The sequence below is a fragment of the Nocardia sp. NPDC050435 genome (assembly GCF_040655395.1).
GTDB lineage: Bacteria > Actinomycetota > Actinomycetes > Mycobacteriales > Mycobacteriaceae > Nocardia.
This window is the reverse complement of the sequence record NZ_JBFAJW010000002.1, coordinates 441,873-464,178: the sequence shown is the minus strand read 5'-3', so window position 1 is coordinate 464,178 and position 22,306 is coordinate 441,873. Positions and strand designations below refer to the sequence as shown.

The following is a 22,306-nucleotide window of genomic DNA, read 5'->3' as shown; positions in this document are numbered from 1 at the left end:
GGCAACTGTAACGGGTTTCTATAGCGGTTGGCTCTTCAGGCGGTGACGGCCAGCGTCGCCGCCAAACCGAACACGAACGCCAGCACCACGACCTCGAGCACCGCGCGCCGCAGCGAATCCCGCGCGCTCATCCGATGATCGGCGGCGCGGCGCACCCAGGTGCGCCGCCACCACCAGCCCAGCGCCAGCAGCGTCACCAGCACAGCGGCTTTCGCGAGCAGGATGCGTCCGTAGCCGGTGCTCACCAGCTCGGGCAGCCCACCTACCCGGACCAGCCCGTTGATCACCCCCGTGCCGGTCACGACGCCCGCCAGCGGCAGCGCCACCGCCGAGTACCGGGGCAGCACGGCCGCCCACTCGCCGCGGGACCGCAGCACCAGTGCCAGCGCCACCAGCAGGCCGAACCAGGCGGCCGCGGCCAGCGCGTGCGCGGCGGCGAGCACCGAACCGAACGGCTGCTGCGACATATGGCCGGTGATCGGCCGCAGCGCCAGCGCCACCGCGGCGAACACCAGCACCAGATCCGTCGCCGCGACCTCCGTGCGCCGGAACGCCAGCGCGGCGTACCCCGCGACCACCGCGGTGCCGACGAGCACCGCGATCCCGATCTGCCCGCCGCTGATGTCGGTCAGGTAGGTGCCGAAGCGCTGCGCGCTGAGCCGGCCCACCGGCACCCCGACCACGCCGGCCGCGTCGACGACGAGCACCGCCGCCTCGGCGGCACACCAGGTTCCGGCCAGCACGGCCAGCGCCCGCCAGGGCGGATCCAGCCGGTCGTGCAGTCGCGGCAGCGCGGCCAGGCCGAGCACGGTGGCGCCGAGGCAGTCGGCGAGCATGCGCATCGCCGCCTCCGCGGCCGCCGGACTCCGCTCGGCCAGCGCCCAGGCCACGGCGACGCCGAGCAGCCCGGCCGGGACGAGCAAGAGCAGGGTCCCCGCGTCCCGGCCGCCGCTGCCGGTGCTCACCGTTCGGCTTTCCCGCCTTTGCCGCCGAACAGCGCGAAGGCCAGACCGCCGCCGAACAGCACGACCGCGCCGGCGATGAAGACCCACAGCGGAACTCCGCCGGAATCACCGGCGTCGTCGTCCTGGGTCTTGCCGTCCGCGCGCGGCCCCGGCGTACCGGTGCCCGCCTTGGTCAGCGTGAAGGTCATGGTGCCGCTGACCGGATGGCCGTCGGCGGAGGTGACACGGTAGGCGATGGTGTACTCGCCGGCCGGGCCGAGCTCGCCGACCTCCATGCTGATGGTGTTGCCCTCGACCACCGGTTTGCCCGTGGACCACAGATTGCGGTCCGGCGGGCCCACCACCGTCAGCGACGGAAAGCTGGGCTGCAGTTCCTCGTTGAAGGTGATCGATACCTTGCCGGGGCTGGCCTCGATGCTGGCCTTGTCCGCCGGGACGCTGGCCACCGGCGCGGAATGCGCCGCCGCCGGACCGGCGCCGGTCACACCGAGACCGAGCAGCAGCAGGCCCGCGCCGAGGGCGCCGACCAGGCGGGTCACCCGGGCGGCCCTCACGAGCGCCGCCCGCGCAGGACGTTGCCCAGGCCGAGCGCGACGGCGAAGATGCCGAGCGCGAGCCCGGCGCCGCCGAGCCAGCGGGCAGTGTCGTCGGTGGACTTCGGCGCCGCGGCGGTGCTGTCGCCGACCTGGTGGCCGTCCTCGGGGTCGTCCTTGCTCGCCGCCAGCGTCAGTGTGGGAGCGGGATGTTCGGGTTCGGCGCCGTCGGCCCCGGCCGGCTGATCCCAGGCCACGACCTTGCCGTCGCTGTAGGTCTGCTTGGCCGGGAAGCTCACTGTCGCTTCCTTCGGCAGCGGGCCGACCGAGAGCACGAACCGCTGGAACTGCCCGGGCGCGACGCCGGGGTTGCCCGGATCCGCTGTCCAGGTGACGGACACGGCTTCCTTCTTGTCGTTCTTCTCGACCTTGGAACTCCAACCCGGAATCGGCTCGGTGCGGGCGCTTTTCAGGTTCGGCAGGGTGACGGTGAGCGCGGTGGTGGAGGCGGTGTCGGACTCGGTGGGCACCCGGAAGGTGGCCACCGAGTACTTGCCCTGCTGGGCGCCGGGCGCGTCCACGGTGACGTGCGCCCCGGCGACGCCGCCGGCGAGCAGGATGAAGCCGACGGCGGGCAGCACCGCGCCGCAGGCACGCAGAACAGAACTACGCATGATGAAAGACTTTCTCTCCGAATGGTATTGGACCCGTACAGCTGGACCCCGGAAACGGGATCAGGCGGCAGCGGGCGGTGCGCGCGGGCCGAGCGCGCCATGCGGAGAACGGGAGTGCGGTGCCGGGCCGAGCGTGGCCCAGCCGTGGCGGGGGACGCGGGGGAGCGGGCTGCGCGGCCCGCTGAGCGCCGCCCGGATCGCGCCGGAGACAACGAGATAGAGCCGCAGCGCCAGCAGCACCAGCGCCGCACAGGCCAGGGTCGCGACGGTGTGGGCGAGCAGCATCCATCCGCTCGCGAGCGCCGTCCCGGACGGACCGTGGTCGTGGCTGTCGAAGCCGGAAAGCAAGCTGTGGCAGGCGGATTGACCGGCCGCCAGTGCGGCGAACACACCGACCCGGCCGGACATCGCGGGCAGGGTGGCGGCGCAGGTGCCGGTGAGCGCGGCGATCAGCAGCACCAACGCGCCCTCCGCGGAACCCGGTAGCGCGCCCCCGGCCAGACCGTGCGCGGCGATGGCGAGCACGGCGACCACCGCACCGATCAGAGCGCCGAGCACCGGATTACCCGCGCGGCCCGGATTACCCGCGCGGCCGAGGTGCCGCGAGGCGCGGCCGACGGCGATCCGCGATCGCACCGGGGTGCGCGCGGACGCCGTCGTGTTCACGGGTGGATCAGCTCACGCCGAGGCGGGACAGCACGTCCGTCTCGATGGTGGTGAGCTCGTGGCCGATCGAGGTGTGCACGGCGCGCCGGCGCTGCGGCGGCATCTGCTCGGCGGTGCGCACGGCGGCGCTGAGGCTGTCCAGCCGATCGCGGGTGGCGCGGGTGAACTCGCCCTGATCGCCGATCTTGGCCAGGGCGGCTTCGGTATTGGCGATGCGGGCGTGCAGCTTGCCGCCGTGGCCGGTGAAATCGCCGAGCTGATCGATGCCGATGCCGAGCTGCTGGGCCCGGCGGGCGTCGAGCTGGGCGCGCACCATCGTGGCGGCGCGGTAGGCCAGCGGCGCCAGCACGGGCACCAGGATGCGGGCCACGCCGAGATACTTGCGGACCTGCGCGGCGCTGAACGGATCCCGCTCGGCCTTGGCGGCCAGCTTGTTGGCGGCCTTCTCCTCGGCCTGGAAGGCGGCGATCTGCGCCTTCGCGACCTGACGCTGGGTGCGGGCTTCGCCGCGCTTGGCCTTGCGCGAGATCTTGGCCTCGTACTTGGCCTCCAAGGCGGCCTTGTGTTTGAGAGCTTTCGCCTCGGCCCGGCGGCTCGGCCGCCGCTTGCGCTTCGTGAACAACCCCATCGAAGGCCCTCCGTCATGCTGGTTCGCCACGGCGGATCGACGTGCGTAAACGCCCGTCCGCCCATGTCACATGGTTTGCCAGTACCCTATCGGTTCACCGCCCCCCGCTGCCATCGGGTGAACCACGCATGTCAGCCAATGCGGGACATGTCAGGGGTAGGGACCATACTTGCCTACGTGTATTCGGGCATCGACGACCACGACGGTCGCAGAAACGACGCTTCGGCCGTGCGGCGATCGTCGGGAATCGATGCGTCCGGCAGCGGCACTCCGGCCGCGTTCATCGATGCGCGTTCGCTCATCGGCTGCCGCCACCGGCTGCACCTCGATGCCGCTTTTCCCCGGGAACTCACCGGTGTCGTGGAGGATCCGGGCGTGCGCCAGCGCCGCGAGGCCGCGGCCGCGCACCGCACCCGGGTGCGCGAGGCGCTGATCGCCGCCGATCCGGAGAACTGGGTGGTCATCGATCCGGCGCTGCCCGCGCGGGCCCGCGCTGCGGCCACCATGGCCGCGTGCGAGGCTGCGGCCCAGCACATTTGGGGCGGTCTGCTGCCGCAGGAGCCCGACACCGGCAGACGCGGCGGCTCCGAGATCCTGCTGCGCGATCGCGAGCGCGGCGGCTACATCCCGATCATCGTCGTCAACCACAAGGTCACCGACCCGCGCCGTCCCGAGCCGGCCGATTTCCACCCCACCACCTCCGATCCCTTCCAGTGGAATCCGCAACCGGATCCCACCCGCAAGCTGCGCCAGCAGCCGCGCGATCAGCAGCGCCTGGCGCATCTGTACCGGATGCTGCAGCGGCACGGGCTGGCCAGTCCCGCGCTGGTCGGCGGCGTCATCGGCTACCACCTGGACCGCATCCTCGTGCACGATCTGGGCCCGTTGCTGGCCGATTACGACCAGCGCTACGCCGACCGCATCGCGGTGGTGCGCGGCGAACTGCCGACCATCCCGTCGAAGGTGCCCGAGTGCCGGCAGTGCCCGTGGTGGAACCGCGCGGCCCCCGGGCTCAGCAGCTGTGCCGACTGGCTGGCCGAGCATCGTGATGTCAGCCTGGTCGCGCCCGGTTCGCGGGCCGACGTGCTGCGCGGGCACGGCGTGCAGACCATCGACGATCTGGCCGGCTGGACGGGCGAGGATCCCGACGACTGGCAGCACGGCCCGTTCGACGAGGCCGTGGTCACCGCGCGCGCCTGGCTGGCGAACGCGCCGCTGGTGCGCCGCGTCGACCGGGTGTGGGTCAAGCGGGCCGACGTCGAGGTCGACGTCGATCTGGAGAGCTACCAGGAGTACGGCGCCTACCTGTGGGGCACCCTGCTGGAGGGGGTGTATCGCCCGTTCGTCACCTGGGATCCGCTGCCCACCGAGGACGAGGGCCGTTCCTTCGCCGAGTTCTGGACCTGGCTGATGCAGGTGCGCGCCGAAGCCGCGCTGGCCGGGAAAACCTTTGCCGCCTACTGCTATTCCCGCACCGCCGAGGACAAATGGCTCTACGAGTCGGCCCGCCGGTTCGCGGGGCAGCCGGGCGTGCCCACCGTCGATCAGATCCGCGCCTTCGTGGACGGGCCGGAGTGGGTGGACATGTTCCAGGCGGTCTCCGATCAGTTCATCTGCCCGAGCGGCAAGGGCCTGAAGAAGATCGCGCCGGTCGCCGGGTTCTCCTGGCGTGATCCGGAAGCGGGCGGCGAGGCCTCGATGAGCTGGTACCGCCTGGCCGTCGGCTACGACGACGAGCCGGACATGTCGCAGCGCACCCGCCTGCTCGAGTACAACGAGGACGATGTCCGCGCCACCATGGTGCTGCGGGAATGGATGTGCCCGCGCGAACCCGCCGCGCACAGCGCCGATGTCGAGGTTCCGGGATTGCGGGATTTCACCGTCCCGGTCGGGCCTTGAGCGGGTGCCGCTAATATTTCGGGCGTGACAGAGCACGTCGAAAAACTCGAGTTCCAGGCCGAGGCACATCAGCTCCTGGAGCTGATGATCCACTCGATCTACTCCAACAAAGACTCGTTCCTGCGGGAGCTGATCTCGAACGCTTCCGACGCCCTGGACAAACTGCGGCTGGAGTCCTTCAAGGACAAGGACCTGCACGTCGACACCTCCGACCTGCACATCGAGCTGGAGGTCGACAAGGACGCGCGGATCCTGACCGTCCGGGACAACGGCATCGGCATGTCCCGGGCCGAGGTCGTCGACCTGATCGGCACCCTGGCCAAGTCCGGCACCGCGGAACTGCGCCGCCAACTCAACGAAGCCAAGTCCGAGGCCGCCGCCGAGGAGCTGATCGGCCAATTCGGCATCGGCTTCTACTCCACCTTCATGGTCGCCGACAAGGTCACCCTGACCACCCGCAAGGCGGGCGAGACCGAGGGCACCCGCTGGGAGTCGGCGGCCGGCAGCTCCACCTACACCATCGAGACCGTCGAGGACGCCCCGCAGGGCACCGCGGTCGCGCTGCACCTCAAGCCGGCCGACGAAGAGGACCACCTCTTCGATTACACGCTGGAGTGGAAGCTCCGCGAGATCGTCAAGAAGTACTCCGATTTCATCGCCTGGCCGATCCGGATGTCGGTGGAGCGCACCGTCACCGAAGGCGAGGGTGAGGAGAAGACCGAGAAGACGGTCACCGAGGAGCAGACCCTCAACTCCATGAAGGCGCTGTGGACCCGCCCCAAGAGCGAGGTCAGCGACGAGGAGTACAAGGAGTTCTACCGCCACGTCAGCCACGGCTGGGACGATCCGCTCGAGATCATCCCGCTCAAGGCCGAGGGCACCTTCGAATACCAGGCGCTGCTGTTCATTCCCTCGCACGCGCCGTTCGACCTGTTCACCCGCGAGCACAAGCGCGGCGTGCAGCTCTACGTCAAGCGGGTGTTCATCATGGACAACTGCGAAGAGCTGATGCCGGAGTACCTGCGCTTCATCAAGGGCGTGGTGGACGCGCAGGATCTCTCGCTCAACGTCTCCCGCGAGATCCTGCAGCAGGACCGGCAGATCCAGATGATCCGCAAGCGCCTGGTCAAGAAGGTGCTGTCCATGGTCAAGGACATGCAGGGCGCCGAAGACCAGGAGAAGTACCAGACCTTCTGGAAGGAGTTCGGGCGCGTCCTCAAGGAGGGCCTGCTCTCCGACTTCGACAACCGCGAAACCCTGCTGCAGGTCAGCTCGTTCGCCTCGACGAACTCCGAGACCGAGCTCACCACGCTGGCGCAGTACCTCGAGCGCATGCCCGAGGGCCAGGAGCAGATCTACTACATGACCGGTGAGAGCCGGCAGCAGATCGAATCCTCGCCGCACATCGAGGCGTTCAAGGCCAAGGGCCGCGAGGTGCTGATCCTCACCGACCCGGTCGACGAGATGTGGGTCGGCTCGGTGACGGAGTTCGACGGCAAGTCCTTCCAGTCCATCGCGAAGGGCGAGGTGGATCTGGAGTCCGAGGAGGAGAAGAAGGCCTCCGAGGCGCTGCGCGAGCAGCAGGACAAGGACTACGCCGACGTGCTGAGCTGGCTCGGCAAGACCCTGGACGAGAACGTCAAGGAGGTGCGCCTGACCAACCGGCTCACCACCTCGCCGGCCTGCCTGGTCGGGGATGTCTACGACTTCACCCCGATGCTGGAGCGCATGTACCGGGCTTCGGGCCAGGCCGTGCCGGAGAGCAAGCGGATTCTGGAGCTGAATCCGACGCATCCGCTGGTCAACGGCCTCAAGGAGGCGTATTTCGCGCGCAAGGAAGATGCCGACGCGGCCAAGGTGCCCGAGCTGACCGAAACCGCCGAATTGCTGTACGGCACCGCGGTCCTGGCCGAGGGCGGCGAGCTGAAGGATCCGGCGCGGTTCGCCCACATCCTGACCGACCGGCTCACCCGGACGCTCTGAGAAGTTCTGGTTACGAATGGCCACCCCGGACAGGGGTGGCCATTCGGCGTTACGGGGGTTTCGACCGGGGTAATCCCTGGTACAGGAGTTGGCCGAGTGCACGGGAAATCACACGGCTGGCACTCATTGGTACTTGTGTGCCAGGTGATGTCTGGTTCATTCTTCGACTCCAACAGTTGGCGGAAAGCCGATGCCAGGAGATTGGAGGCATCATGCGGACCAGTGGACCGATCGGCATCACGCCGTTTCAGGCGAGCGGATTGCTGCGGGGTTTCGTCATCAGCGGGCGTTGGCCCGATACCACCAAGGAATGGGCGCAGGTACTGGTGCTCGCCGTGCGGGTCGCCTCACTGCCCGGCCTGCTGCACACGTCGACTGTCTTCGGTGTCCGGGAGGAGCTGCCCGACGACCCCGCGCCCGACATGGTCGGGCTGGTGCTGGCCGAGGGGCCGGTGCTGGGGGAGCGGGCGGTCGAGCCCGGCAGGTTTGCCGAACATCTGCCACCGGCCCTGTTGATGCTGCATCCACCGTCGGAGACGCGGCCGTCGCTGCCGGAGTGCGCGGGCGCCGCTTCCGGGTGCGTGCTGCTGCCGGGCGTGCCGCATCTGGGGCTGGAGCACCGGGCGGCGTGGGTCGAGGCGGAGTCGGACGGCACCATCACATCCCTGGTCAGCCGGGTCGGACTGGATCCGATCAGTGACCCCGACACCGCGGTTCTGGCCATGCTGCTGGCGGCGTGAGCCTGGCCGAGCGGCTCGGTAAGGGTACCCGAAACTTCCGATGTCGTGGCCCAAACTTATTGTGCGCATTGCGATTTCGACTACATGCGCTTGGCAATCGGGGAGCGTCCGGGTAGGGTCGATGGCAGCGAAGGGGAGTAGCCCCCAATCATGCAGTCGACATACTGATCCACCGCTCACCGTGAGCCCGGGTCCGGTTGCATGAACCGGTTCGCACACCGGTGGGCGAGACCTTCGGCCTGAACAACCATTCGTTGTCGGCCGGAGGAGTACCCGTCTCCAGGTCGGCAGGCCGGAGACCTGGGAGCAGCCACCAATCATGATCGCCACGATATTGCTGAGTATCGGCATCGTCTTCCTGGCCGAGCTGGGTGACAAATCCCAGCTGATGGCCCTGACGTTCGCCCTGCGCTATCGGTGGTGGGTCGTCCTCGGCGGCATCGCCACCGCCACCGCGCTGGTGCACGTCATCTCCGTCGCCGTCGGCCATTTCCTCGGCGCGGCCCTGCCCACCCAGGCCATCGCGCTGGTCGCGGGGCTGATGTTCCTCGGCGTCGGCCTGTGGACGCTGCGCGAGAACTGGGCGCCCGCCGTCGCCGGCGACGAGCCGAAGGCGCCGCGCTCCAGCAAGGCGCCCTACTTCGTGGTGCTGTCGGCCTTCCTGCTCGCCGAGCTCGGCGACCGCACCATGTTCGCCACCGCCGCGCTGGCCACCGACAACAACTGGTTCGGCGTCTGGCTCGGCTCCACGCTCGGCATGGTCGCCGCCGACGCCTTGGCCATCGCCGCCGGCATCCTCATCGGCAAGCACCTGCCCGAGCGCGCCATCGGCTTGGCGGCCGGGCTGCTGTTCCTCTACTTCGGCGCGGCCACGCTGATCGGCACCGTGTTCCCCGGCCTCGGCCTCCTCGCGGGCGCGGGCCTGGCGGTCATCGCGCCCGCCGCCGCCGGCGCGGCGCTGCTGACGCGCCGGCGCCGCACCGACCGGGAACCGGTCCGGTCCGCCGGGTAGCCGTCAGTGCCGCTTCTTTTTCTTCTTGTAGGTGCTGTTGCTGCCGGACTCCCACTCGTAGCCCGGCGTGTTCTTCTTGCAGTAGCTGTCGTCGACGACGGTGTCGGTGGCGTCGTGTTCGCACCAGCGTTTGTTGCTACTGCAGCCGGAGAGGCCCGCGGACAGGACGGCCACGGACAGGACGGCGATCGTGGCGCGCTGGAAAGTTCTCACAGTCGCTCAGAATAGGGAGCTTGTGACCGGAAGGGCAACGGCTATTGCCGCGTGCGGCACCGGTTTTCAGCGCCCCGCGGCGGCGGGGCGCGCCAGCGCGGCGCCGTAGAGCTCGCCGCCGCGGCGGACCAGATCCAGCAGCGGATCGCGCAGCGCGCGCAGGCCGTCCAGGTCGTCGGCGGCGATCCGCGCGGTGACCATGGCGCTCACCGCGGCGGCCAGGGTCTGGCAGGCGAAGCGCTGCGGCTCGGTGTGCGCGCCGAGCGTCTCGGCGATCAGCTCGACGAACGATTCCTGCAGCACCGCCCGCCGCGCCACCGCCTTCGAACCGGCCGCGTAGACCTCGACGAGGAACAGCCGGGCGTAGGCGGGTTCGGCGGCCAGGCCGTCGAGGTAGGCCCCGAAGATGCGGCCCATGCGGTCCAGGTCCGCGGCGGCACCGGTGGCCGGAGCGGCGTCGGCGGAGGCGTGTCCGATGTGGTTCAGCAGGCCGGCGACGGCGCGTTCGTAGGCGGCTTCGAAGCAGTCCTCCTTGGAGCGGAACTGTTCGTAGAAGGTTTCCCGGGAGACGCCGGCCCGTTTCAGGATCACCGCGACCGAGGTGCCCACGTAGCCGTTCTCCACCATCGCCTCGGCCATCGCCTGCAGGATGCGCTCACGCTGGGAGGCGATGACCTGCTCCCGCGGCAGGCCGTGACGGCCGCGGGGTAGTTGGCGGGCGGCGGGTCGGGTCATGCGGTGGCTCCGGGGGTCGGGGGTGGGTGCGCGGCTGCGCTCCCATTCTGCTCGGTGGCGCGGGCTCGTCTGCGCGGTGTTCGCCGGTGGGCGCGGCGGAATTACGCAGCGCCGCCGGATTCGGAGCGCACGCGGCGGGGCCGGCGGGGCTGATCCGTGGTGAACGGCGCGTCCTCGGTGCGCGCGATCTCCAGTGCCGTCGCGACGCCGCCGCGCAGCGTGAAATCGATGAGCCGCTGGGCGATCGCGCGCATCGGCAGCGCCACCGCCACCCACCAGGGCGAGACCACCTGGCGCTTGCGCCGCGCGATGGCGTGTTCGATGCCGTCGATCGCGGGGCCCAGGGGCGCCGTGCCCGAGACCGTGGACCGGCCGAGGATGGCGCGCGCCGCGGCGGTGCCGAAGCCGCGGGTGGTCATGTCGGTATCGAGTTCGGCGAAATAGGCGATGCCGACCTTGGCGCCGGTGTGCCGGATCTCGTTGCGCAGGGTGTTGCCGAGCGCCTCCACGCCCGCCTTGGACGCGCTGTAGGCCCCGGCCAGCGGCAGGTTCACGGCCGCGGCGAGCGAGGACACGATCAGCACGTATCCGCTCGGGTGCAGCACGTGCGGCCCGGCCGCGCGCAGTGTGTAATACACGCCCAGCGTGTTCACCGCGAGCGTCTCCTCCATCACCCGCGGATCCCCGCCGAGCAACGGAAGCTGCTTGGCCACACCGGCGTTCGCGATCACCACATCCAGCCCGCCCAGCTCCGCGACCAGCGTCTGCACCACCCGCTCCACCTGCGCCGGATCCCCGATATCGCAGTACCGCCACGGCGCCTCCCCGCACTCCCGCGCGAGCTCCGCCAGCAGATCCGGCTCCAACCCCAGCAGCGCCACCGCCGCACCCCGCGCATGCAACTGCCGCGCCAGCGCCGCCCCGATCCCACGCGCGGCACCCGTGATCAAAACCTTCCGGCCACGAACCCCCGAGCCGGTGAACAGCCTCATGCCGGCGACGATACCACCGATGAACAGCCCTGTTCGTGGGAATTTCGCTTCCGCCACGCGAGGGAAAAGCGGCACGCCGAGCGCTTGTAACAGGGCTTTCCGGCCCTCGATTAGAGCCGTACCGGTTCCATCACTTCGCGCAGAAAGCACAGAAATGACGACTCCGCCGGCAGACCACACACCGCAGAATCCGAACTGGAGCGGCCAGCCGCCGCAAGGGCCCGGCGTCCCGTACGCGGGACAGCCCGGGCACCCCGGCCACGCGCTACCGCCGCGAAAGTCCAACGGCGGCAAGATCGCTCTCATCGTTATCGCCGGCATCATCGGCCTGTGCGGATTCGGCGGGCTGATCGCGGCGGTTTCCGGTGGATCCGAAGACGAGAAACAAGCCGGAAGCTCCGCGACCGCGGCCGCCGCGCCCGAAGCCGACGCGCCGGCCGAACCCGAGGCGGCGCTCCCGGGCCTGAACACCCCGGTCCGGGACGGCAAGTTCGAGTTCGTCGTCACCCGGATCGAGACCGGTCTCGGCGAGATCGGCGACAACCCCTACCTGCAACGGAAGGCCCAGGGCAGCTACACGGTCGTCACGATGACGATCAAGAACACCTCCGGCAAGCCGCAGGGGTTCAGCCCCAGCTCGCAATATCTGTTCGACACCCAGAACCGGAAGTTCGAGAGCGACGTGGCCGCCGCGATCAACTTGCAGGCGGACACCAGCCTCTATGCGTCGGTCAACCCCGGCAACTCGATCACCGCCCAGGTGGTGTTCGATCTTCCCGCCGAGGCCACGCCGAGTCATCTGGTGCTGCACGACTCCATGTTCTCCGGCGGAGCCAAGGTCACCGTGCGGTAGTGCCGGGCCGACGCGATGGTCCTCTCGGGTGAGAAGGAGGGGTGCTAGGTCTCTCACGGGGCAGGCGCTAGGGTGCAATTGACGAAAGGCCAACTGGCTGTCACGAACGAGAGGACCATCGTGGAGATTTCGGGTTCCGCCGCCATTGTCACCGGAGGCGCATCCGGCCTCGGCGCCGCCACCGCCAAGCGTTTCGCCGACCTCGGCGCGACCGTTTTCGGCCTTGACGTGCCGCAGTCCATCGAGCGCGCGGGCGACAACGTGCCCGCGGGCGTCACCCTGATTCCGGCCGATGTGACCAGCCACGACGAGGTCTCCGCGGCCGTCGCGAAGGTCGTCGAGTCCGGTGTGCCGCTGCGCGTGGTGGTCAACTGCGCCGGTGTCGGCTGGGCCGGGCGCATCCTGTCCAAGAACGGCCCGCACGATCTGGAACTGTTCCGCACGGTCATCACCGTGAACCTGCTGGGCACCTTCAACGTGATGCGCCTGGCCGCCGACGCGATCGCCAAGACCGACGCGGTCGACGAGTACGGCCAGCGCGGCGTCATCATCAACACCGCCTCGGTCGCGGCCTTCGAGGGCCAGATCGGCCAGATCGCCTACTCCGCCTCCAAGGGCGGCGTGCACGGCATGACCGTTCCGGCCGCGCGTGACCTGGCGCAGTTCGGCATCCGCGTGAACACCATCGCCCCCGGCATCATCGACACCCCGATGCTGGCCGGCGTCACCGAGGAGTACCGCAAGGGCCTCGAGGCCGGCGTGCCGTTCCCCTCGCGCCTGGGCCGCCCGGACGAGTACGCGCAGCTGGCGCAGTACATCACCGAGCACGACTACCTGAACGGCGAGACCTTCCGTATGGACGGCGCGCTGCGCATGGCGCCGCGCTGATTTTTCGCGGCAGAACATACCGACTGCGCGTGACCGAAAAGGTCACGCGCAGTCGTCGTTTCAGGCCCCCGGCTTGTGCCCGATGCCGAGGAACGCGGTGGTCGCCAGCGGCGTCTTCGGCCGATAGTGGCGGGCGAGATGGTCGCGCATGATCGGGGCGCGCTCGGCCCATACCGCTTCCCCGAGCCGCCGCCGCAGCAGCGCCAGCGGAGCGCTGCTGCGCGCCATGCCATCCCACAGCTGTTCGCCGCTGTCCCAGGCCACCTCGGTGGTGTGCCGCTGGATCGTGACGCCCGCGAAACCGGCCGCACGCATCTCGCTGGCGAAGACCTCCGGGTTCTCCAGGCTCAGATAGTTCGGTTGCGGCTCCTGGATGCCCGGGTCGGCGGCGCTCATGGCGCCGAACATCATCCGCATCAGCGGCGATTCGACCACCGGCGCCCAGCTCGACACCACCGCCACCCCGCCCGGCACCAGCACCCGCAGCAGTTCGGCGAAGCCCTTGGCCCGGTCGGGGAAGAACATCAGGCCGAACATGGAGAAGCCGGCGTCGAAGGTGTTGTCCGCGAACGGCAGCGCTTGGCCGTCCCCGACGTGGGTGTCGACATTGTCGTGCCCCGCCGCGTCGGCGGCCTGCTTCAGCACCTCCAGCATGTGCGCGGCGAAATCGAGGGCGGTGACCCGGGCGGACTGACCGGCGGCGAGCAGGCTCAGGGTGCCGGGGCCGGCGGCCACGTCCAGCACCCGCGAATCCCGGGACAGCCCGGCCAGTTCCAGGGCGCGCGCGGAGAACGGCGCCATGATCGCCAGCGCTTCCTCGGCGTAACCGTCGGCGACGAGATCCCACGGTTCGGCGGCGGCCAAGGGGTTTCCGGACATGTCTTTCCTCCACGATCTACCCAACCTTCTCAGGTTACGCGGCTACCCCGCCCGGTAACCACCGCCGCGGGCCCAATATCGCTGCGCCCTAACGGGTCCGGGCGGCTAGGCGGACCGGGCCACGGCGGCCCGCAACCATCGCGCACCGCGCCAGGTGCTGGCGAGCGTGGCCTCCACCACCGCCTTGGTGACGAAATGCCCGGTCGCGGTGGCCACGAAGACCGCGGCGATCAGGATCGGCGCCCAGGACCAGGTCAGCGCCAGGAGCACCCGCTCGAAGGTGTCGGCGGGCTGCACCACCGGCTCCCAGCTGTTCAGCCGCGTCCAGCGACCGAGGAAAACGCCCACCGCGCACAGGAAATGCAGTGTCAGGTTGACCGGAACCCGCCAGTTCCCCAGTCCGGCGCGGTCGAGGTAGCGCCCCAGTTGATCCAGCGCCAGGTAGTAGGCGAGGAACCCGGATCCGATGAACACCAGGTAGACCGGGAGCACCGTGGTCACCACCGGCCCCTCGCCCACGAACTCGATGTCGTAGCGCAGGTGCACCAGATCCGTCACGACGTACGGCGCGTTCGGCAGGAACAGCACGAAGCCCACCAGGCCCGCCCACCACAGCGGTGATCGCGGAAACGCCCGGTTCTCAGCCGGTTTCACCCGGAAGATCAACATCGCGACACCCACCGGGATCCACGCCAGAATCGTGTTCCAGGTCATCCAGAGGAAATCTCGCCGAACCACGTCCATCAGGTTCGGCCCCACCCGTTCGAGCACATCCATGCCCTCAGGATGGGCGAGAGATCTTGGCGTCCGCCATGCCACCGGCCAAAGAACACCACATCTTCACCGGTTCTCCACAGGAACGCAGACAGCCCGCGAACCCGAGCGGGTTCGCGGGCTGCGACGCGGGGTGGCTCAGCCGAAGATGAGGCCCTTGCCCTGGGTGACGGCGCGCGCGAAGCGATCCTGCACCTCGGCCCAGTTGACGACGTTCCAGAACGCCTTCACGTAGTCGGCCTTGACGTTCTTGTACTGCAGGTAGAAGGCGTGCTCCCACATGTCCAGGCCGAGCAGCGGGATGATGCCCAGCGGCACGTTGCCCTGCTGATCGGTCAGCTGGAAGGTGAGCAGCTTGCCGGCCAGGGTGTCGTAGCCCAGCCAGGCCCAGCCCGAGCCCTGCAGGCCGTTGGCGGCCGCGGAGAACTGGTCGCGGAACTTGTCGAAGGACCCGAACTGGTCCACGATGGCGGCTTCCAGGTCACCGACCGGCTTGTCGCCGCCGTCCTTGGACAGGCTCTTCCACCAGATGGAGTGGTTCACGTGGCCGCCGAGATGGAAGGCCAGGTTCTTCTCCAGCAGGAAGATCGAACCGTGGTCGCCCGACTCACGGGCGGCCTCCAGCTTTTCCAGCGCGGTGTTCGCGCCGGCGACGTAGGCGGCGTGGTGCTTGGAGTGGTGGAGTTCGTTGATCTCCCCGGAGATGAACGGCTCCAGGGCGCTGTAGTCGTAATCGAGTTCTGGCAGCGTGTAAACAGCCACGATGTCCCTTCCTAATGTCGGGCCGTGTGTGCCCGCTTTCGAGCAACACCCAACCACCATTCGTACACCCGCTAGGTAGCAACCTGGCTCGGTCCCCCCTCATTCCCCCAGCGAAGCTACCGCGCGGCTCCGGCTGCCGGGTACCCGCTGCGCGCCAGAAAACCCGTCTTTTTCGCCGCGAACGAAGCGACCGCGCACCCCTGCCGGGTGCGCGGTCGCGGAAGTGTGTGCTCCGGCCGGGTTACAGCTGCGGCACGATGCCGGGCCGGATGGTGCGTGGATCGCCCGCGTCGTGGGCCTTCCACCAGTTCTGACCGCCCGTGATGAACTCCTCGAGCGGAATTTGTCTGCCGGTCGAATCGTGGATCTTCATGGTGTCGAACCACACGCGGATGTCGAGTTCGCGAGGATCGATGCCCTCTTCCTGGGAGAACTCGAGAACGTGCGCGGAGATGTGATCGTCGAAGGTGGTGTCGAAGCTGAGCAGCTCCCGCCAGAGTGCCCAGCCGCTGTCGTCGAGATCGATGAACTCCCAGCCGTGCAGGCGGCCGCCGCCGAAGCTGTGGATCGCCGCGTCGAGGCCGTCGAGCTGCAGGGGTAAGACCTGCGGCTCCACGTCGTCCCAGCGCTGGATGCGCAGGGACGCCGCGACTCGGCTGACTCCGGAGAAGGTCAGTTGCACGGGAAAATCGTCGCTGGCCTGCCCCTTGGCAGGAAGTGTCAGCACCTCGAGTTGCAGGCGCAGCTCACGCGCCTTGGTGTCGACATCCAGGCCGAGGCATGTGGCCTCGGACAGAGCGGTATCGAGTCCGGTGGTGTCCAATCCGTCGAGTAGCCCCCTGCTCACGTTCATGCATCAAGGCTACCGATACGACCTTGTGGAACCCCGTATTTCACATTTTCGTCTTTCCGGCGGAACCGATTGTCCGGTTGTTCCGTCCAAGTAGTTGCCGGGTCCCGCAGGGGGTTCCCGCGGCAGCGGCGGATGACCGCTCCGGGATTTCAGGAGGGGAGTTCCGGATCGGTCGTTCGCGCCGCGTCGTTTGCTGTTGATCGTCTGAAACCCGGTTATGCCGAATCTGCGCAGGATGAACTATCAACTACAAGTTTGCTGAGCCGATCTTGTCGGCATCGCGCCTGCGGATCGCGAAGTCTGAACCTGTGGATGAGGTTGTGGATTATGTGGATAACTCTGTGGGAGATATGCACAGGTCCGCCGGGGCGGGTCGCCCGATAGGGTCGGCGGGGAAAGAACATACCTAAGGTTGAAAATCGCCGGTTTCGCTACGACCCTCGCTTCGCCGGGGCGACAGCCCGGCCGACATGGCAGGATCGGAAAGGTGACGAGCCCCGAAGTTCCGTCGGTGCCGGCGCAGGCCGTGCCCGCCGAATTCGACAACCCCGTGCGCGAGGGGGCGGGTCCCATCCTGCTCGACGTGCGCGAGGACGACGAATGGGAACTAGGGCACGCCCCCGGTGCGATCCACATTCCGATGGTCGATGTCCCGGCCCGCCTCGACGAGCTGGAATTCGACGTCGATCTCTACGTCGTGTGCCGCCAGGGCGGTCGCTCCATCGAGGTGGCCAGATATCTCGCCCATGTCGGGTTCGACGCCATCCAGGTGAGCGGTGGCATGGTGGCCTGGCAGAAACACGGCCGCCCGCTGACGGGCGCAGGCGACCACCCCGCGAAGATCTACTGACAATGCTGCTGTATCCACCCACCCCACCGGCTGCGCCGTCTGCCGTCCCCGAGAGGAGTGAGCCATGAGCGTGGTGCAACCGTGCGCCCGCTGCGGCGCGCGCTGGGCCGTGCAGACGACCCCGATGCACTGGTGCCCGCGCTGCCGCGGCGTTCTCCTCTCGCCCGCGCCCATCGGCGCGCCCCCGGAACGCCGCAACTACCGCTGGATCGCCCGGCGCCCGGATCAGCGCACCCGCCGTCCCGGCGGCGCCCGGCCCGGAACCCGCCCCGCCACACCGAAGTACACCGAGATCCCACGCTGGGGGTTGCTCGATCCGCGGCCGGAGGCGGCCGCTCCGGTGCTGGACCGCTGGCAGCGCTGGACGCAGCGGGTGGAACCGCTGCTCGTGGTCACCGCCGGATTGTTCGCGCTCGCCGCGCTCGCCGAGCTGGGGCGCTACGGCATCCTGCTGCGCAACCGGACCCGCCTGATCGAACCGCTGCTGCTGCGCGCCTCCGACGCGCTCGTCATCGGATCCGCCGTGCTGGCCCTGGGTTTCGCGTTACTGGCCGCCGTCGCGCTGGTCGGCTGGCTGATCGAAGCCCGCACCGCGGCGTTCGCGCGGTCCGGCCGCCGCGATCCGCGCTCGGCGCGCACGCTCACCCTGGGCTGCGTCGTGCCCGGCGTGAATCTGCTGTGGCCCGGCGTCTTCCTCACCGAGCTCGCCGAGCAGCGCGGCAACCCGCGCGCCCTGCGCGCCGTCCGGATCTGGTGGTGTGCCTGGGTTCTCGGCGGTGCGATGGCGGTCGCCGCCCTGCTCTGGCGCACCGCGGATTCGTTGCAGGCCAAGGCCGACGGCGTGCTGTTCATGTTCTGGACCGACCTGGTCGCCGCCGCCGTCGCGGTGCTCACGCTCTGGGTCGTCCGCCTGCTGGCCGGGCGGGATCTGCTCGGCCGCACCAGGCTTGCCCGGCGCTGGGTGGTCGCCGCGGACGCGGCCGTGCCCGTCATCGAGCCGGTGCACCCGGCCACCGAGCAGACGCAGAAAGCGGACCAGGAGGTTATGGCCAAGTGAGCCAGGGCAATCGCGCACCGTTCGTCGTGGCGCACCGGGGGGCCTCGGCGGCGCGGCCCGAGCACACGCTCGCCGCTTACGAACTCGCGCTCCAGGAGGGCGCCGACGGCGTCGAGTGCGATGTCCGGCTCACCCGCGACGGTCAGCTGGTCTGCGTGCACGACCGCACCGTCGATCGCACCTCCGACGGCACCGGCCTGGTCAGCGAGATGACCTTGGACGAGCTCCGGGAACTCGACTTCGGCGGCAAGGACGCGCCCGCCGCCGTGCTCACCCTGGCGGAGTTGATCGAGCTGGTGCTGGATTGGCGCAGCCGTCCCACCAAGCTGTTCATCGAGACCAAGCACCCGGTCCGCTACGGCGCGCTGGTGGAGAACAAGCTGCTCGCCGAGTTGCAGCGCTTCGGCATCGCGACCCCGGCCTCGGCCGACCATTCCCGTGCCGTCGTCATGTCTTTCGCGGCCACCGCGGTCTGGCGCATCCGCCGTGCCGCGCCGCTGCTGCCCACCGTGCTGCTCGGCGAATCCTCGCGCTACCTCGGTGGCGGCGCGGCCACCACGGTCGGCGCCACCGCCGTCGGCCCGTCCGTGAAAACCCTGCGCGAGCACCCCGAACTGGTCGACAAGGCCGCCGCCGCCGGCCGCGCCACCTACTGCTGGACCGTCGACGACGCCGACGACGTCCAACTCTGCGCCGACCTCGGCGTCAGCTGGGTCGCCACCAACCACCCCGGCCGCACCAAGGCCCTCCTCAACGCCGAGTAGCGCGACATCGGGGGGCGCGAACAGGCAGTGCCGGAGGCGCTGCAAAACTAACGCTGTGGGTAAAAGCAAGCGCAATAGTCCTAAGCCCGGAGGGAACCGGGCCCAGCGTCTCGCCGAGCGGAAGGCGGCGCTGGAGCAGGCGGCGCAGGCCGTGACGCGCCCGTTCGAGGGGCTGGCCGCCGAATGTGATCTGGTGGCGCTGCGGGAGTTCGTGCCGTCGGCGACCGCGACGTTGAAGCTGGCGCCGGGTGCGGCGGCCGAGCGGCCGGTGGTGCTGGCCACGGTGCTGCCGGGCGCGGTGGCCGCGCTGGTGCGCGCCGGTGAGCAGGAGACCGGTTTCGTCGGCACCCAGGTGCAAGTCCAGAGCGCGGACCCGAGCGCCGACATGGCGGCCGCGATCCTGTGGACCCAGTCCGCCGAAGGCGGCGAGTCGCTGACCGCGGCCGAGGGCGTCGAGGGCGGTCCGCGCCTGGCCGACGTCATCGATCCCGGTGCGGATCTGGAGCTCACGGTGCACCAGGACTTCGACTGGTGGGTGCCCGAGGGCGTCACCCCCGATCCGCAGGTCGCCGCGACCATCGAGCAGGCCAAGCAGGCGATCATGCCGTCGGCGCGGCTGGATCTCGGCCCGGACGCGATCGGCGCGGGCTGGTGGGTCGACGCGGGCGAGAAGGCGCATCTGCGCTGGGTGCGTCCCGAGAACGAGGACGACCTGATGCTGGCGCTGGCCCGGCTGCACGCCCGGGGCGAACTGAACCTGGGCGAGGGTTCGCGGTTCGCGGGCTCGTTCCGCACGCACGGTCTGCTGGTGCCGGTGTTCGATCTGGATCCGGAGCGGCACCCGACCGAGTGGGAAGCGCCCGCAAAGGAATTCGGGGTCCGGCTGGCGGCGGCGCTGGCCGACGACGCGCCGATGACCGCGGACGAGCGGCGTTCCCGGGACGGGCTGCGCTCGCGCCAGGTCACCCTGCGCTGAGCCGGTTCCACCCGGAGCCGGACGTGACTCGGGCCCAGCTCGTCACGACGAGCTGGGCCCGAATTCGTCCAACAGCCGGTGCTACAGGGAGCCACCCGCGGCCGACGGCGCGCCGGAAGCATCCGAGACGCCGCTCAACTCGCGGGCCATGAAGTTCTCCAGATCGAACAGGTTGCCTTCCGCCCGCTCGGCGATGTTCAGCAGGGTGGTCATGGAGGCGACCTCCTCGACCTGCTCCTTCAGGAACCACTGCATGAACTGTTCGCCCAGGTAATCGCCCTCTTCGCGGGCGGTGCTGGCGAGCTGGATGATCTGGTCGGTGACCGTCTTCTCCTGCTTGAGCGCAAGCTGGATCGGGTCGACCACATTCTTGAACGCGGACTTGGCGGAGTCGACTCCGGAGAGTTCGACGCTCAGGTCACGATCGAGGAAGTACTGCACGATCATCATGGCGTGGTTGCGCTCTTCGACCGCCTGGGCGTAGAAGCGCTTCGCCAGCTGCGGCAGGTCGGCATTATCGAACCACACCGCGATCGCAATGTACTGGTGCTCGGCATTGAATTCATGCCGAATCTGATCGTGAAGCAATTTGTGGAATTTGCTGCGCGGGGTCTCTGGGTGGCTGGACATGAGTGACACATTAACGCTGGTCAGAGCGCGTGTCATCCAAGTGCAGCCTTATTGAGCACGCCCTTATTGAGGTCAGCCATTCCTAATTAATTGCGCGCCGCACCGGCCATTTTCGGGGCATTGCGGTCCGGGTGCTGCGGCGTCGGCACCTCGCGCGCGATGAACTCTTCGACGTCGAAAAGATCGCCGATGCCGCGATCCAGCACGGCTACCAGCGTGTTGATCCGCGCCAGATTGTCGACCTGCTCCTTGAGGAACCACTGCACGAAGCGCTCGCCCAGGAAGTCGTTCGCCGCGCGCGCCGCGCCGGCGAGTTCGGTGATCTGCTCGGTGTGGGTTTCCTCACCCTGCTGCAAAAAGCGCAGCGCGGCCTGCGGGGAATCGAAATCGGCGCGCACCTCGTCCAGATTGCCGACCCGCACCTCGAGATCGCGGTCGAGCAGATATTGGATCATCCGCAGCGCGTGCGCGCGGTGCAGCTCGGAGCGGTGATAGCAGTGTCTGGCCAGCTGCGGCAGCCGATGCGAATCGAAATACACCGCTCCGGCCAGGCACTGCTGCGCGGCGGTGAAGCCGTGCCGGATCTGATCGCGAAGCAGGACGGGGAAGGACTCGGTACCGGCCATACTCCGACGTTACCGCGTGAGCAGCGCCTCCGGCACGGGTTGGTCGGATGCGAGCGCTTCGAAGAACTGACCGGCCTTCGCCTTGTCCCAGAGCAGCACGTTGCCGCTGTCGGTGTTGTCGAAGCCGCCGATCGGCACCGAGGTCGCCACCGTGTCGGCGCGCATCGCCCAGCCCAGCCGGGCCAGATGCCAGAGGTGATCGCCGTCGTCCACCTTCAGAGATTTCGCGGTGTCACTGGCCATCGGCCAGAGCCGGAACGGGTTCACCAGCGTCGACCAGCTGGTCGCCTTCTTCAGCAGCGCCGACATGAACAGCCGCTGATTGTTCATCCGATCGATGTCGGCGAGCGCGGTCGCGCGCGAGCGCACGAACCCCAAAGCCTCGGGGCCGCTGAGCTCTTGGCAACCGGCTTCCAGGTTGATGCCGGCGAGCGGGTCGTCGATCGCGTTCGGGACGCAGACGTCGATGCCGCCGAGCGCGTCGACGATGCCCGCGAAACCGGAGAAGCCGATCTGTGCGTAGTGGTCGATGTGCAGGCCCGTCGCGATCTCGACCGTCTGCACCAGCAGTTGCGCGCCGCCGAAGGTGAAGGCGGCGTTGAGTTTGTCGCGACCGTAGCCCGGAATGGAGACGTAGGAATCGCGCGGCAGGCTGACCATGGTGGTGCTGCCCGACTTCGGGACATGGATCAGCATGATCGTGTCGGTGCGTTCGCTGCCGACATCGCCGCCGGTCGCCAGCTCGCTCTCCTGCGCGGCCGTGAGGCCGGTGCGGGAGTCGGAACCCACGAGCAGCCAGTTGGTGCCGGGGGTATCGCCCACGCGCCCTTCGTAACCGGCGAGCGCGTCGATGCGCTGCAGTTTGCCGTCCAGGTAGATCACGCCGGCGACCGAGCCGACCACCAGGACCAGCAGGAAGACGAGCAGCCACCGGAACGGGCGGCGCTTGCGGCGGGCGCGCGGCGGGCGCGGATCGCGTTCCCGGCGGGTGGGCGGCGCGGCGGGCGGCGGCGGGGGCGGCCGGCGGCGCTGGCGCGGCTCGGGCTCGTGATAGGGCTGGGGTTGCTGGGTGGGTGCGTGAGTGCGCCGCGGCGGGGGCGGCGGCTGTTGCCGCCGCATCTGCGAATACGCCTGCGGCGGCTCGTAGGCCTGCCCGTCGCGCCGCAGCACCTCGGTCGGTTTCAGATGCTGCGAACCGGCCGATCCGGGAACGTAATTGGGCGGCGGCATCCGGCGAGGTCGGGCATTGCGCTGGTGGTCGTCGCCGTTCATCACACTGACTTTACTGATCGGCGGGTCGCGTACGGGCGGCCCGGAAGCGGGGAAGAAGAGTCGGCCGGGGTGGAATCTGTTC

General features: G+C 69.1%; 25 protein-coding genes. 10 read left to right on the top strand and 15 right to left on the bottom strand.

Features of this window, described 5'->3' with window-relative positions; all coding sequences use genetic code 11:
- Nucleotides 1–35 precede the first annotated feature (35 nt).
- Genes AB0I43_RS06530 through AB0I43_RS06510 form a run of 5 tightly spaced genes read right to left on the bottom strand, consistent with a single transcriptional unit; the run spans nucleotide 36 to nucleotide 3,466 of the window.
- Complete coding sequence (locus tag AB0I43_RS06530; protein WP_356971863.1) at nucleotides 36–965, bottom strand: CopD family protein; 930 nt, start codon at nucleotides 963–965, stop codon at nucleotides 36–38.
- Nucleotides 962–1,519, bottom strand: a complete 558-nt coding sequence (locus tag AB0I43_RS06525; protein ID WP_357431490.1) for a copper resistance CopC family protein — start codon at nucleotides 1,517–1,519, stop codon at nucleotides 962–964. Before AB0I43_RS06525 ends, AB0I43_RS06530 begins: the two co-directional genes overlap by 4 nt.
- Nucleotides 1,516–2,172, bottom strand: coding sequence for a YcnI family protein (locus tag AB0I43_RS06520; protein ID WP_356971861.1), 657 nt, complete (start codon nucleotides 2,170–2,172; stop codon nucleotides 1,516–1,518). The genes AB0I43_RS06525 and AB0I43_RS06520 overlap by 4 nt, the downstream gene beginning before the upstream one ends.
- 60 nt (nucleotides 2,173–2,232) lie before the next feature.
- Nucleotides 2,233–2,838 carry a hypothetical protein gene (locus AB0I43_RS06515; RefSeq protein WP_356971860.1) on the bottom strand — a complete coding sequence of 202 codons (606 nt, stop codon included), beginning with the start codon at nucleotides 2,836–2,838 and terminating at the stop codon, nucleotides 2,233–2,235.
- 7 nt (nucleotides 2,839–2,845) lie between these two features.
- Complete coding sequence (locus tag AB0I43_RS06510; protein WP_356971859.1) at nucleotides 2,846–3,466, bottom strand: DUF6474 family protein; 621 nt, start codon at nucleotides 3,464–3,466, stop codon at nucleotides 2,846–2,848.
- A gap of 138 nt (nucleotides 3,467–3,604) precedes the next feature.
- Between AB0I43_RS06510 and AB0I43_RS06505 the strand changes: the two genes are divergently transcribed.
- The 4 genes from AB0I43_RS06505 (at nucleotide 3,605) to AB0I43_RS06490 (ending at nucleotide 9,100) form a co-directional block, all read left to right on the top strand.
- Complete coding sequence (locus AB0I43_RS06505; protein ID WP_356971857.1) at nucleotides 3,605–5,365, top strand: TM0106 family RecB-like putative nuclease; 1,761 nt, start codon at nucleotides 3,605–3,607, stop codon at nucleotides 5,363–5,365.
- Nucleotides 5,366–5,389: 24 nt separating this feature from the next.
- Nucleotides 5,390–7,348 carry a molecular chaperone HtpG gene (gene htpG, locus AB0I43_RS06500; protein ID WP_356971856.1) on the top strand — a complete coding sequence of 653 codons (1,959 nt, stop codon included), beginning with the start codon at nucleotides 5,390–5,392 and terminating at the stop codon, nucleotides 7,346–7,348.
- A gap of 212 nt (nucleotides 7,349–7,560) precedes the next feature.
- Nucleotides 7,561–8,088, top strand: coding sequence for a peptidase (locus tag AB0I43_RS06495; RefSeq protein ID WP_356971854.1), 528 nt, complete (start codon nucleotides 7,561–7,563; stop codon nucleotides 8,086–8,088).
- 319 nt (nucleotides 8,089–8,407) lie between these two features.
- Complete coding sequence (locus AB0I43_RS06490; protein WP_356971852.1) at nucleotides 8,408–9,100, top strand: TMEM165/GDT1 family protein; 693 nt, start codon at nucleotides 8,408–8,410, stop codon at nucleotides 9,098–9,100.
- 3 nt (nucleotides 9,101–9,103) lie between these two features.
- Here AB0I43_RS06490 and AB0I43_RS06485 read toward each other — a convergent pair whose 3' ends face one another.
- The 3 genes from AB0I43_RS06485 to AB0I43_RS06475 all read right to left on the bottom strand — a co-directional run bounded on the left by AB0I43_RS06485 (nucleotide 9,104) and on the right by AB0I43_RS06475 (nucleotide 11,040).
- Nucleotides 9,104–9,313, bottom strand: a complete 210-nt coding sequence (locus AB0I43_RS06485) for a hypothetical protein (RefSeq protein ID WP_356971850.1) — start codon at nucleotides 9,311–9,313, stop codon at nucleotides 9,104–9,106.
- A 66-nt stretch (nucleotides 9,314–9,379) separates the two neighbouring features.
- On the bottom strand, nucleotides 9,380–10,048 hold the full coding sequence (locus tag AB0I43_RS06480) for a TetR/AcrR family transcriptional regulator (RefSeq protein ID WP_356971848.1): 669 nt from the start codon (nucleotides 10,046–10,048) through the stop codon (nucleotides 9,380–9,382).
- 101 nt (nucleotides 10,049–10,149) lie between these two features.
- On the bottom strand, nucleotides 10,150–11,040 hold the full coding sequence (locus AB0I43_RS06475) for an SDR family NAD(P)-dependent oxidoreductase (protein WP_356971846.1): 891 nt from the start codon (nucleotides 11,038–11,040) through the stop codon (nucleotides 10,150–10,152).
- A 154-nt stretch (nucleotides 11,041–11,194) separates the two neighbouring features.
- Between AB0I43_RS06475 and AB0I43_RS06470 the strand changes: the two genes are divergently transcribed.
- Together AB0I43_RS06470 and AB0I43_RS06465 are read left to right on the top strand one after the other, a co-directional pair.
- Nucleotides 11,195–11,893: a DUF4352 domain-containing protein gene (locus AB0I43_RS06470; protein WP_356971844.1), complete on the top strand. Its 699-nt coding sequence runs from the start codon at nucleotides 11,195–11,197 to the stop codon at nucleotides 11,891–11,893.
- Nucleotides 11,894–12,013: 120 nt separating this feature from the next.
- Nucleotides 12,014–12,781: an SDR family NAD(P)-dependent oxidoreductase gene (locus AB0I43_RS06465; RefSeq protein ID WP_356971843.1), complete on the top strand. Its 768-nt coding sequence runs from the start codon at nucleotides 12,014–12,016 to the stop codon at nucleotides 12,779–12,781.
- A 60-nt stretch (nucleotides 12,782–12,841) separates the two neighbouring features.
- Here AB0I43_RS06465 and AB0I43_RS06460 read toward each other — a convergent pair whose 3' ends face one another.
- The 4 genes from AB0I43_RS06460 to AB0I43_RS06445 all read right to left on the bottom strand — a co-directional run bounded on the left by AB0I43_RS06460 (nucleotide 12,842) and on the right by AB0I43_RS06445 (nucleotide 16,049).
- Entirely contained in the window at nucleotides 12,842–13,660 is an 819-nt protein-coding gene (locus AB0I43_RS06460) for a methyltransferase domain-containing protein (protein WP_356971841.1), read from the bottom strand.
- Nucleotides 13,661–13,765: 105 nt separating this feature from the next.
- Nucleotides 13,766–14,437: a DUF1361 domain-containing protein gene (locus AB0I43_RS06455; protein WP_356971839.1), complete on the bottom strand. Its 672-nt coding sequence runs from the start codon at nucleotides 14,435–14,437 to the stop codon at nucleotides 13,766–13,768.
- Between the two features lie 135 nt (nucleotides 14,438–14,572).
- Nucleotides 14,573–15,196, bottom strand: a complete 624-nt coding sequence (locus AB0I43_RS06450) for a superoxide dismutase (RefSeq protein ID WP_356971838.1) — start codon at nucleotides 15,194–15,196, stop codon at nucleotides 14,573–14,575.
- A gap of 241 nt (nucleotides 15,197–15,437) precedes the next feature.
- Nucleotides 15,438–16,049, bottom strand: a complete 612-nt coding sequence (locus AB0I43_RS06445; RefSeq protein ID WP_356971836.1) for a hypothetical protein — start codon at nucleotides 16,047–16,049, stop codon at nucleotides 15,438–15,440.
- Between the two features lie 526 nt (nucleotides 16,050–16,575).
- Between AB0I43_RS06445 and AB0I43_RS06440 the strand changes: the two genes are divergently transcribed.
- From AB0I43_RS06440 to AB0I43_RS06425, 4 genes are all read left to right on the top strand, one after another.
- A complete protein-coding gene (locus AB0I43_RS06440) occupies nucleotides 16,576–16,899 on the top strand; it encodes a rhodanese-like domain-containing protein (protein WP_356972248.1) in 324 nt (107 codons plus the stop codon).
- 64 nt (nucleotides 16,900–16,963) lie between these two features.
- Complete coding sequence (locus AB0I43_RS06435; protein ID WP_356971835.1) at nucleotides 16,964–17,956, top strand: DUF4328 domain-containing protein; 993 nt, start codon at nucleotides 16,964–16,966, stop codon at nucleotides 17,954–17,956.
- On the top strand, nucleotides 17,953–18,720 hold the full coding sequence (locus tag AB0I43_RS06430) for a glycerophosphodiester phosphodiesterase (protein WP_356971833.1): 768 nt from the start codon (nucleotides 17,953–17,955) through the stop codon (nucleotides 18,718–18,720). The genes AB0I43_RS06435 and AB0I43_RS06430 overlap by 4 nt, the downstream gene beginning before the upstream one ends.
- Before the next feature lie 55 nt (nucleotides 18,721–18,775).
- A complete protein-coding gene (locus tag AB0I43_RS06425) occupies nucleotides 18,776–19,696 on the top strand; it encodes a DUF5926 family protein (RefSeq protein ID WP_356971831.1) in 921 nt (306 codons plus the stop codon).
- 81 nt (nucleotides 19,697–19,777) lie between these two features.
- Here AB0I43_RS06425 and AB0I43_RS06420 read toward each other — a convergent pair whose 3' ends face one another.
- From AB0I43_RS06420 to AB0I43_RS06410, 3 genes are all read right to left on the bottom strand, one after another.
- Complete coding sequence (locus AB0I43_RS06420) at nucleotides 19,778–20,326, bottom strand: ferritin (RefSeq protein ID WP_356972246.1); 549 nt, start codon at nucleotides 20,324–20,326, stop codon at nucleotides 19,778–19,780.
- Nucleotides 20,327–20,412: 86 nt separating this feature from the next.
- Nucleotides 20,413–20,952 carry a ferritin-like domain-containing protein gene (locus AB0I43_RS06415; RefSeq protein WP_356971829.1) on the bottom strand — a complete coding sequence of 180 codons (540 nt, stop codon included), beginning with the start codon at nucleotides 20,950–20,952 and terminating at the stop codon, nucleotides 20,413–20,415.
- Nucleotides 20,953–20,961: 9 nt separating this feature from the next.
- The gene (locus tag AB0I43_RS06410; protein ID WP_356971828.1) at nucleotides 20,962–22,224 is read right to left on the bottom strand and encodes an LCP family protein; all 1,263 of its coding nucleotides are present in this window, start codon (nucleotides 22,222–22,224) and stop codon (nucleotides 20,962–20,964) included.
- Nucleotides 22,225–22,306 lie beyond the last annotated feature (82 nt).